Here is a 10,000-nt window from a genome sequence, read left to right as displayed (position 1 = left end):
TCGTGCACGACAACCTCGACCTGACGGTCGAACGGGGCAAGGTCATGGGTGTGGTTGGCGGCTCCGGCACCGGTAAGACGGTGCTGCTCAACTCGATCCTTGGGCTGCAAAAGCCGTCCAAGGGCGCGATCCATCTGTTCGGCAAGGACATTACCCGGCTTAACGAGAAACAGTTGCGCCTGATGCAGTCGCGCTTTGGCGTGTTGTTCCAGAGCGGGGCGCTGTTTTCAGCGCTCAGCGTCATCGAAAATGTCTGCGTGCCCCTGACCGAATACGCGAAGCTGAAACCCGCACAGATGCGCGAGATCGGCTTGATGAAGATGGCTCTGGCGGGCTTGCCGCTCGATGCCGCTGACAAGCGGCCCTCGGAACTGTCGGGGGGCATGATCAAGCGCACGGCACTGGCGCGTGCACTGGTGCTCGATCCGGAGCTTCTGTTCCTCGATGAGCCGACCGCTGGCCTCGACCCCATCGGGGCGGCGGCGTTCGACGCGCTGATCCGCGAACTGTCGGACAGTCTGAACCTGACCGTCTTCATGATCACCCACGATCTCGACAGCCTGTACGCCATCTGCGATGAAGTGGCGGTGCTGGCCGACAAGCGCGTGGTAGCACAGGCCCCGCCGAAAGTGCTGGAACAATCGGACCACCCGTGGATTCATGAGTATTTCAACGGCCCGCGTGGCCGGTCTTCGCAAAGCCGGGGGACGGGAGACGCCTCATGACCTGCCGAGTTGATGTCCACGCCTACACGACGACCCTGAGCGGCAAACGCGCCGTGACGAGAGGAGAGTAAATGGAAAGACAGGCCCATTACGCGGTTGTCGGACTGATCACCCTGGTGCTCACCGCGGCTGCCTTTGTCTTTGCCTTCTGGCTGATTCAGGGCAGTTTCAACGAAACCTACTCGGAATACGACGTCGTGTTCAACTCTTCGGTCAACGGCCTGACCGAGGGCGGCGAAGTGCATTTCAACGGCATCAAGGTCGGTGAGGTCAAGGAGCTACGGCTGGGCAAGGCCAATACGGCTCAGGTCATTGCCACTGTACGCGTCGATTCCTCCACGCCCGTGCGCGTCGATTCCACCGCCGTGCTGGAGCCGCTGGGCGTCACCGGCCTCAACTACATCCAGATTTCTCCGGGCTCCAAGGAAGCGGCACTGCTCAAGCGTGAGCCCGGTATCGGCGCCCGCAACCCGGTTATTCGCGCCACCGAAAGCCGTCTGGACAAGCTGCTGGCCGGGTCAGGCGGCGTGATCGAAAGCGCCTATGAGTCGCTCAACCGTATCAATCGCCTGATGTCAGATGATAACCTCAACGCCTTTGCCAAGACGATGAAAAATATCGAAGACATCACCAGTGATATTGGGGAAGTCACCGAAGACCTCAAACAGCGTAAGCAACTGCTGGATGACGCGCATGAGGCCATTGTGCAGGCCGGCATCGCCGCTGAAAACCTGTCCAAACTGGCCAATTCGGCCGATGTGCTGGTCAAGGATCGCGTGCCGCAGACCATGAACCGCATCGACGACGCGGCGGCCAAGCTGGCCGATGCCGCCACCGAAGTCGCCAACCTGTCGAAGGCGGCACAGGGGCCGATCAACGAAGTGTCCGAGACCACCCTGCCCGCCCTGTCGGACAGCCTGCGTAACCTCAATCAGGCCACCCGCTCCGTCGAAGACCTCGTTGAAGAGGTCCGCGCCAGCCCGCAGGGCCTGATCGGCAAGCCCAAGGCCAAAGAGAGAAAGGTCAATCCGTAATGATGACGCGCGCCACACGTCGCTCTTTGAGCCTCGGTCTGCTGACCGCCGGTCTGGCCACCGGCCTCAGCGGCTGCATTACCCTGCTGCCCGAAGTGAAGCCGGTGCAGCTCTACAGCATCCGTTTCAACCCGGCCCTGCTGGAAAAAGGCGAGGTCAAGGCCCCGCCCGCTTCGCCCGATACCAAGCCGGTCGATGTCTTCGTCAATTTCGACGGCTTTCCGCGCGCCGCCGCGGGGGACCGCATCGTGACGACCGAAGGCAATGAGGTGTCCTACGTCTCCGGCGGCCGCTGGGCCAGCACGGCGCAGGGGCAGTTCCGTGACCTGATGTCCGAAGGCTTTGCGCGGCAGGCCAGCCCTGAGGTTCGCCTTGGTGATCAGGGCCGTGTGTCTGGCGAATACCGGCTCGACATCAATGTACGTCGCTTTGAGGCGGCCTATGCCAAGCGCCGGCCAACGGTTATCGTGGCATTGGATGCGCGTCTGGTACGGTTAAAAGACCGCCAGGTGATGGCAGAGAAGTTCATCTCCTCAGAGATCGCTGTGCGCAAGGGCAGTCTGGGGCCGATGATCGAAGGGTTTGAGAGCGCCGCCTCGCGCGTGACGGTGGAGGTGATTGCTTTCACGGAAACGGCGGTCAGCGAGGCCAAAGCCAAAGAGGCCACGACGCCTCCGCCACCGGCAACAGCGCCGACCCAGTAACAGAAAAGCCCGTTCATTAGAGCGAGATGATTTCAAATCGAAGCGTCATCCCGCTCTAAATTTTTGTTTTGTCGCGATATTTTTGCCGAAAAACCGCTCACACTTTTCGACATATCGCTCGCGACCGGGCTTTTTCTTTTGGCGTTCCTCAGGCCGCCTGAAGGGTTGATTTGCCACCCCGGCGGCGACCACGCGCATCGCGGTCCAGACGCTCATAGAGGTAGATCAGGTCCTCGCGTGGGGCGAACGGCACCTGAGTCAAAAAGCGTTCGATCATGCGCGCCTGAAAGCGCAGCACGTCAGGATCGGCATTTTCGCTGGCCAGCGAATGATAGGTGTCAACCGCAATGCGGAAGGTCTGGAACATGCGCGCCGGCAGGCCCGCCCGGTCATAGATGGCGCGCAGCCCCAAAGCCCCGGCATCATGCACCATGAGCCAGCAGCGATCGTGCGGTACGCCCGATAATTCCGCCAGAGCGTGTTCAAAGAAGGCCATATGCCCGCGGGCCAGCGCCCGCAGCATCAGGGACGGCGTCATGCGTCCGGCGATGACAAGGTGGCGCGCCAGAGCCGCCGGATCACGGCTGGCCCCTGTCTGATCGGCGACGTCCAGCGTGGCGCGCTCCTGCGTCGCCTCGGTGATCTGCACCGCCGTTTCCGGCTGGATGGCGTGACGTGACACCAGTTGTTCTTTCAGCGACTGGCTGACCATATGGATCAGCTTTTCGGTCACCGAGACCGGCAGGTGCTGACGATTGATCAACGTGTTCTGTACAATTTCGGACTCGCCAAAGCGTTCCAGCACCGCATCCATGCCGGCGCTGCTGAACACGGCCTGATTATTGGCGCAGGCAATCACGACCGCCTCTTCGACGCCGTGTTCGGCCAGGGCCGTTGTCACGGTTTCCGACAGGGTTTCGCGGCGTGCCACGGCCATCTGACGCACAGGCCCGCCGGAGCGGATGATGTCGGCCAGATCTTCGTCGGTAAACACCGGCGAATAGCTCAGCACCGGCACGGCGACCGCCTGCACGTCGCGCGACAGGCGCAAGGCGACATCGTGCGGCAGCAGGCTGGAGGTGCGCAAGGTGACCGCCAGCGACTTGCGCACCAGTTCGGCTGCGTCATCAGCCAGCAGACGGATGATTTCTTGCGCGGCGGCGCGCTCGACTTCGCTCAGTTCGCTGCGTTCCATCAGGCGGCACACCTTATGGGTGGCGACAGCGCGATCATCGGCATTGTCACTTCTGACCAGACGGGCGACGTCCGTTTCGGAAAGCAGGCTACGCGAAGCGGTCATGGGAGGAGGTCCTGATCATCTCGTACCGGACGAGTCGAGACGGTACGTTCCTGGATTGTCCGCCCCGCCTCTTAACGAATCCTTACCAAAGCCTACGTTGAGGCCTGATCTCCGGTCAAAAGTTAATTTTTCCGGCTCTGGTAACGGGACCGCAATCTGTTTGCGCCATTATGGGGACATGTCAGAGTCCACGCCCCCCTTAACTGCCGACGCCGAGGTCGTGCCCACGCAAGAACAGATCGCGCTTGATTACGGTCTGAAGGCGCAGGTGCGCCTGCTGCCCTATGCGCTTGGCTTTTTTGCCATCGGCCTGCCGGTCTATATCTGGGGTGCCAGCTACTTCATGTCGCCGCTGCAAATCGCGCTGAACATGGTCTTGTTCGTCTGCATCTGGACGGCCTTCTTCTTCCTTAAGCCCTCTTTGAAAACCGACGCCGTCCCGACACGCCGCAGTCTGGACGTCAGGCTGCGGCGGCAATGGTTGTGTGGCGCTCTATGGGCCCTGAGCCTGCTGGTGGCGTCCCTGAGTAGCGTAGGCGGCGGTCCGGCGGCGCAGGTCTTTGCCACCATCTGCGCCGGCGCGGCCGTCGGGATTATCTTTTTCAGCGCACCGGTCCTGCTGTTTTTGCTGACCCTGGCCCCGCTGGCCATGGCCGGACCTATACTGGCGCTTAACCTCACCCAACCTGACGGCACATGGACAAACCTCGTTACCGGCGGGCTGGCCATGGCGCTGGCTCTGGGCCTGATTATGAATCGTCATCTTCGGGAACATTATCAACTCGCCTTTGCGCAGGTGCGTACGCTTCAGGAGCGCGAAGCCGCCCTTACCGCCCGCGATAACCTGACCCGCGATCAGATGGCCCTGATGCAAACCCTGTCACGTGAAATCGCCACCGGCCTGCGCAGCGTGGAACAGACACTGGATCAGGGCCTCTCGCACCTCAGCCGTGCCCCGGCTCCGCGCCACTATGTCGAAAGTGCGCGCAGCGAAATCGACCATTTGCTGGGGCTGATCACCACCACGCTCGACGAAGGTGAGGCACGCTCCGGTCAGATGGTGCTCGACCTGCGCCCGCTGGATATCGAAAGTCTGATGCGTGACGTCACCAGCGGCTTTCAGGACATGGCCACTGCCAAGGGCCTGGATCTGACCCTGAGCCTGCCCCCCCTGCCCGAAACAGGAGCCGCGATTGGGGACGCTTCGCGCGTGGAACAGATCCTGTCCCACCTGCTGGCCAATGCCATCCAGTACACGCCCAAGGGCAAGGTTGAGGTCAGACTTTTGCCGCCTGACGAAGGCGTTTTACGGCTCAAGGTCATGGACTCCGGGCCGGGGCTGGAACCGGAGGAACTACACCGCGCCTTCCTGCCGCATGAGCGCATTGCACGTACCTCAGCCGGCTATTCCGGTGCGGGACTGGGGCTCAACCTGTCGCGTCGTCTGGCCGAACTGATGCATGGCGAGATCGGAGCCCAGAGCACACCGGATGTAGGCTCCAAATTCTGGCTGGACCTGCCCTACGACCCGGATGCCATCGCCCCCCGTCCGGTGGCCAAGCCGGAAGCGCCTGCACAGGAGTCCGTAAGCGGCCTTAAGGTCATGCTGGTATCCAACGACTCTCTGCGTTCGGTAGAACTGCGCGACACGCTGGAAGGACTGGGGCATCGCTGCCTGACGGCCACCACGCGGCCGCGCGCCGTGTCTCTGGCCGCCAAGGGGGATATCGACGCCGTGCTGATCGCCACGGGTGCCTTCGAGGATCTGGACAATGCGGCCAACCGCCAGAAGGTGGCCGAATGGCTGGAACGTCTCAGGGCGACACAGGCGCGCGAAGCTCTGACCATACTGGCGCTGTTGCCTGATGGTCAGCAGGCGGAACCGCTGAGTGAAATGGGCGTGCGCCCGCTGCTTATGCCGCAATCGGAAGACGCCCTCCGTCGCGCTTTGACGGTGGGTTAGACGAAGCCGCCGCCCTCTTCGCTCTTGTCCTTTTCCGGACCGAAGGCCGACAAAAGTTGCGTGGCGAACAACAGGCTCTGATCCCCGGTGCCGTTGCCAAAGGCGATATTGAGCAACTGAGCGTCCGACTGCACGCGTTGCAGACGCGCCAGCAAGTAACCATTGCCATTGGCTTCCATCGGCGTGTCGCTGTCGGGCACATCGGGCAGGTTCATCTGCACGGCCCCACCCGCCTTGGAATTGAGATTGGCCATCAACTGGGCGGCGCTGACCGGCGCGCCATTGCGGTAGAAGATCGAACGATTGGCATTGGCCGCCGCCGGAAACAGACTGGCCGCCGCAGCACCCGGCCGCCGCTCCACCGCTTCAATCAGATTGGCCGCACCCGCCGGCCCCAGAAAATGCGCCGCATAAAGCTCGCCCGCCGTGGGGTTGCGGCCCGTGCGGCCTTTCAGATAGGCGGCATTGCCCGCCGTCATCTCCGCCGCCATGGCCGCCGCTGCGTCCTGATTGTAGCGCAGGCCCAGCACCTGCTGACGCGCTTGCGAATCGGCCACATAGTATTGCCCGTTGCCCCCCTGACGGATGGCGTCGGCATAGCCGCCATAGCCGTGCTTGCCACCGTGCTTTTTGACGGTTGCCAGCCAGGTCTGTTCGATAAATTGAAACAGACCTGCCGCCGATGAGGTCGGGGCCTTGGCATTGGGGTTTAAGGAGCTTTCGCGCTGAGCGGTTTTCAGCAGATAGCTGAAATCGACACCCGTCCGCTGGGCCGCCCGCGTGATAGCGGAGACCACACTCTGCTTTCGCGGCGACAGGCCGGAAGAGTCGGGTACGGGAGACGAAGGGCCGGACATGAAAGGCGCGCGTTAACCAAAGAATGGGCAAATTTTGCCCGATAGAGGTTAACGAGGCGTGAATCAAAACCGCTGTGGGGCGTAGGCCTCCGCCCCTGCCGGCGGTTCCTGCCCCGTCATCAGGGCCGTTAACACGGTGGCGGCATAGGGACCATATATCCAGCCATTGCGCCGCATTCCGGCGGCCACATAGACGCCGCTGACGTCGCGGCCGATCAGTGGCCAGTGATCGGGTGTCGCCGCCCGCACGCCAACGCGCGGCGTGACGTCCTGAAGCGGCGCAACGGACGACGGCGTGAACTTACCCGCCTTATCTTTCAGCGAGTCGATGACCCCCGGCTCCACACCCTCATCGGCCTTACCGGCCTGCATGGTGGCGCCAAACTTGGTCAGGCCGTCGAGAAACACCCAGTAGCCCCAGGGCGAGCGCACCATCCGCCCGGCCAGAGCGGGGTCGCTGCGCCCGTCGCGATCGAGCAGATGGCCCTTGATAGGCGTCAGGGCCTTCAATGACGGCACAGAGTCCACAAAGGATGCCGCCCCATAGCCAGCGCAGACGGCCACATGCCCGGCCTGATGCACCGATCCGTCGGATAGCTCGACGCTGTGGGCGGCCACCTGCGTGACCTCGCCCTCGACCCAGCGCCCGCCGCGCGCCTCGAACTGTGTTTTCATAAAGGCCAGCACCGGCGCAGCCGCCATCAGCCATTCACCGACAATCTCGATGCCGTGCAAAGGCGCATGGAACCCCAGTTTGGCGAGGTCCTCTTCGGCCATCACCTGCCCCTTGGCCCCCAACGCCGTAAAGCGCGCCATCATGTCGTCAGGCGACGGCCCCGCCTCACCTGACCATACCCAAACAGCAGGCTGCGCCATTTCAAGGATTTCAGACAAACCCAGATCGGCGGCGAAGACGGGCCAATGCTTTTGCGCAGCGACGTAGCGGGCATAGGACAACTCTGGCTGCGCTTCAGTCAGGGCCTCCATCGCCGGGGCAATCATGCCCGCCGACAGGGCCGAGGTGGTGTCTTCGACCGCGTCCCTGGCAATAAGGGTCACCGCCAGACCGTAATCCAGCGCGCGCAGGGCAAGGCTGAGGCCGGTAATGCCGCCACCGATAACGATAAGGCTGAAAGACGAAGACATAGGCATATCCTTTTCAGGCTTGCCTTATAACCGGATTTGCCCGCAGGACCAGAGCGCACGCGACCCTTGCGTCAATCCGTCCGTGGACGACTGGTTTGGCTATGCCATGGACTTGTCGGGGGAGCTTTTATCACGATGGTACCGTCTGCTGGTTTCGAACCAGCTACCTCCAGAGCCACAATCTGGCGCTCTACCAAGTGAGCTAAGACGGCAGACCATCGTGAGGGCCGATCCTCTAAACCGCGACGGCCCGCCGATCAAGGGGTAATTTCACCCGCCGACGCAATAAGCGGTGAAAAAGCGGCTCCGTAACATTCAGTCCACCACCCAGCGAAAGCGGATCTTCAATCCCTCGCCGGCCGTAAAGGTCTCATCCGGATTTCGTGCGGCAACCCGCCCGTGGTCACGCATCAGACGCAGCGTTGCTTGTCCAAAGCCAAATCCCTGCGGGCTCTCAGAGATGATCGTACACCCTGTCACGCGCCCGCCAGCATCCCAGCGGCACGCAACCGTGCTTTCACCCTTTGCATTGGCATCTATGGCCTTATCGGGCATGTAATCGGCGAGGTCCACATCATCGCCGAGGTCCCACCTTGCGTTAATCGTGTTCGAGTCAATGTCTACGGGAACGGGTGGCGATGCCTCTACGGCGGGAACATCATAAGGACGGGGTTCGTGGCGCGTCTGGCGCGTGACCTCCTCCGAAAGGAAGGCCTCAATACTGTCTGAGACTTGGGACAGAGTGGGAAGTGGCTTAGTGTGCTCTGCCAGCAAGCCGGCCCCCACAAACAGCAGCAAGGCCACGATAAGCCACACCACGAGTCTTTTCAGGCGGCGCGCAGCCGCCTCCCGCTCGTCCTCAACGATCATAGCCCCGCCCCCTTATATAGTGCTATTTATAGCCCTTTGACTGGATATAGCTTTCCAATTGCGCGATGCGCGTATTGTCTGACGGGTGGGTCGAAAGGAATTCCGGCGGCTTACCCTGATTCAGGGCCTGCATATTGCGCCAGAGGGCGATGGACTCCGAGGCCTTATACCCCGCCTTGACCATGATATCGACGCCGATCCGGTCAGCCTCCAGTTCATGCTTGCGCGAATAGGGCAGCAGCAGCCCCAGTTGCGCGCCCATGCCTCCGTAATTGGCAATCACCTGCTGGGTGCGGCCCGACGTGGCCCCGGCGGCCGTCTGAAGCGCGATCTGCGTGCCGACCTGCTGCGAATAGCGCTCAGCCGCGTGCTTGCCCAGGACGTGCGCCGTTTCGTGGCCCAGAACCGCCGCCAACTGGTCATCATTCTTCACCACCTTGAACAGGCCGGTATTCACGCCGACCTTGTTGCCCGGAATGACGAAGGCGTTGGGCTGATCATCCTGAAACAGCACATATTCCCACTGATTGGGATTATAGCCGGCAGCCGCGACGATCTTGGCACCGACGGTCTTGACCCGGCGGTTCAACGCGGCGTCGGTCGAGACTTTCGAGGTCCGCATCAGTTCCTGCCACCCTTGCAGGGCCGACGGCTCCAGATCGGCATTGTCAACCAGAAGGAACTGACTGCGGCCGAGGGTGTCGTTGGTTTCGCAGGCCACCAGAGCCCCCGCGGCCGCAATCAGGGCCGCGATCGTCAGGGTTTTGGGGCTCACAATGGTTTTCAGGCGCGCAGGCATGGGGACTCCCTCGGATTTTTCCTGAAACATAATGGCGTCTGCGCGGCGCTCGGTCAATAAAGGCTGCGCCCTTGGCTATAAGCCGGACGTAAAAAGGCCTCCGGATGTCCGGAGGCCCTATCACAATCGGGAGGCAGTGCGCCTACTGGAGGGCAAAGCCCATCTTGACGCGCATGGTCGCTCCGACCTCGACCGCACCGTTCGATGTGTCGGCGCGGCCCTTGGCCTCCACCGCGCGCACCGCGGCATCACCAAAGCCATAGCCTCGGGGGTCTTCCGACAGCACCTCGCACTTCACGCGACCCTTGGTGTCACGCACCGTACAGGCCAGCGTTGCCGCCCCTTCAACCTCGGCGTCCATAGCGCGGGCGGGGTAATATTCCATCAGGACCGCTGAGTCGGGGAAGCGCGACCACACCGCCTTGACGTAGGTCGGACCAACCGCATGGACCGGCCCGGGGTCAGCCACCGGGCCAGGCTGACCGGTGATAACCGGTATGGGGCCTGTCACTTCGGGCAGGTCCGTCGGCGTCGCCACAAGCGGAAGGCTGTCCTCAACCGGCGGGGCCAGCGTATCGGGTCTGTTCAAACGGATCGGCGTC

The 10,000-nt window shown here is 62.2% G+C and carries 9 protein-coding genes, 1 tRNA gene and 1 pseudogene; 4 read left to right on the top strand and 7 right to left on the bottom strand.

The window, feature by feature from the left end; all coding sequences use genetic code 11:
- From LDL37_RS11025 to LDL37_RS11015, 3 genes are all read left to right on the top strand, one after another.
- A partial coding sequence (locus LDL37_RS11025) for an ABC transporter ATP-binding protein (protein ID WP_290798051.1) occupies positions 1–725 on the top strand: 725 nt, incomplete at its 5' end.
- A 71-nt stretch (positions 726–796) separates the two neighbouring features.
- Positions 797–1,759, top strand: a complete 963-nt coding sequence (locus LDL37_RS11020) for an MlaD family protein (protein WP_290798048.1) — start codon at positions 797–799, stop codon at positions 1,757–1,759.
- On the top strand, positions 1,759–2,463 hold the full coding sequence (locus tag LDL37_RS11015) for an ABC-type transport auxiliary lipoprotein family protein (RefSeq protein WP_290798046.1): 705 nt from the start codon (positions 1,759–1,761) through the stop codon (positions 2,461–2,463). The genes LDL37_RS11020 and LDL37_RS11015 overlap by 1 nt, the downstream gene beginning before the upstream one ends.
- A gap of 148 nt (positions 2,464–2,611) precedes the next feature.
- On the opposite strand, the gene LDL37_RS11010 is transcribed toward LDL37_RS11015, so the two are convergent.
- Positions 2,612–3,763, bottom strand: coding sequence for a DUF2336 domain-containing protein (locus tag LDL37_RS11010; protein WP_290798043.1), 1,152 nt, complete (start codon positions 3,761–3,763; stop codon positions 2,612–2,614).
- Between the two features lie 220 nt (positions 3,764–3,983).
- Between LDL37_RS11010 and LDL37_RS11005 the strand changes: the two genes are divergently transcribed.
- Positions 3,984–5,726: a HAMP domain-containing sensor histidine kinase gene (locus LDL37_RS11005; protein WP_290798040.1), complete on the top strand. Its 1,743-nt coding sequence runs from the start codon at positions 3,984–3,986 to the stop codon at positions 5,724–5,726.
- Here the strand turns inward: LDL37_RS11005 and LDL37_RS11000 are convergent.
- The 6 genes and pseudogenes from LDL37_RS11000 to LDL37_RS10975 all read right to left on the bottom strand — a co-directional run.
- Positions 5,723–6,583, bottom strand: a complete 861-nt coding sequence (locus LDL37_RS11000) for a transglycosylase SLT domain-containing protein (protein WP_290798037.1) — start codon at positions 6,581–6,583, stop codon at positions 5,723–5,725. The two genes, LDL37_RS11005 and LDL37_RS11000, sit on opposite strands and share 4 nt — an antisense overlap.
- 63 nt (positions 6,584–6,646) lie before the next feature.
- Positions 6,647–7,729, bottom strand: a complete 1,083-nt coding sequence (locus tag LDL37_RS10995; protein WP_290798034.1) for an FAD-dependent oxidoreductase — start codon at positions 7,727–7,729, stop codon at positions 6,647–6,649.
- Between the two features lie 136 nt (positions 7,730–7,865).
- Positions 7,866–7,941: transfer RNA gene (locus tag LDL37_RS10990), tRNA-His, on the bottom strand.
- A 103-nt stretch (positions 7,942–8,044) separates the two neighbouring features.
- Positions 8,045–8,599 (bottom strand): energy transducer TonB, encoded by a 555-nt coding sequence (locus LDL37_RS10985; protein ID WP_290798031.1) that lies wholly within the window; start codon positions 8,597–8,599, stop codon positions 8,045–8,047.
- Between the two features lie 22 nt (positions 8,600–8,621).
- Entirely contained in the window at positions 8,622–9,398 is a 777-nt protein-coding gene (locus tag LDL37_RS10980; protein ID WP_290798028.1) for a M48 family metallopeptidase, read from the bottom strand.
- Between the two features lie 142 nt (positions 9,399–9,540).
- A pseudogene (locus LDL37_RS10975) lies at positions 9,541–10,000 on the bottom strand (hypothetical protein); the annotation flags it as partial.

This window comes from Asticcacaulis sp., assembly GCF_020217185.1.
Classification (GTDB): Bacteria; Pseudomonadota; Alphaproteobacteria; order Caulobacterales; family Caulobacteraceae; genus Asticcacaulis.
Note: the sequence above shows the minus strand (reverse complement) of the source record. Positions and strands in the feature narration are given on the sequence as shown.

Coding starts and splice junctions, on each gene's coding strand:
- LDL37_RS11020 (WP_290798048.1), top strand. CDS start 797: ATGGAAAGACAGGCCCATTACGCGGTTGTCGGACTGATCACCCTGGTG.
- LDL37_RS11015 (WP_290798046.1), top strand. CDS start 1,759: ATGATGACGCGCGCCACACGTCGCTCTTTGAGCCTCGGTCTGCTGACC.
- LDL37_RS11010 (WP_290798043.1), bottom strand. CDS start 3,763: ATGACCGCTTCGCGTAGCCTGCTTTCCGAAACGGACGTCGCCCGTCTG.
- LDL37_RS11000 (WP_290798037.1), bottom strand. CDS start 6,583: ATGTCCGGCCCTTCGTCTCCCGTACCCGACTCTTCCGGCCTGTCGCCG.
- LDL37_RS10995 (WP_290798034.1), bottom strand. CDS start 7,729: ATGTCTTCGTCTTTCAGCCTTATCGTTATCGGTGGCGGCATTACCGGC.
- LDL37_RS10985 (WP_290798031.1), bottom strand. CDS start 8,599: ATGATCGTTGAGGACGAGCGGGAGGCGGCTGCGCGCCGCCTGAAAAGA.
- LDL37_RS10980 (WP_290798028.1), bottom strand. CDS start 9,398: ATGCCTGCGCGCCTGAAAACCATTGTGAGCCCCAAAACCCTGACGATC.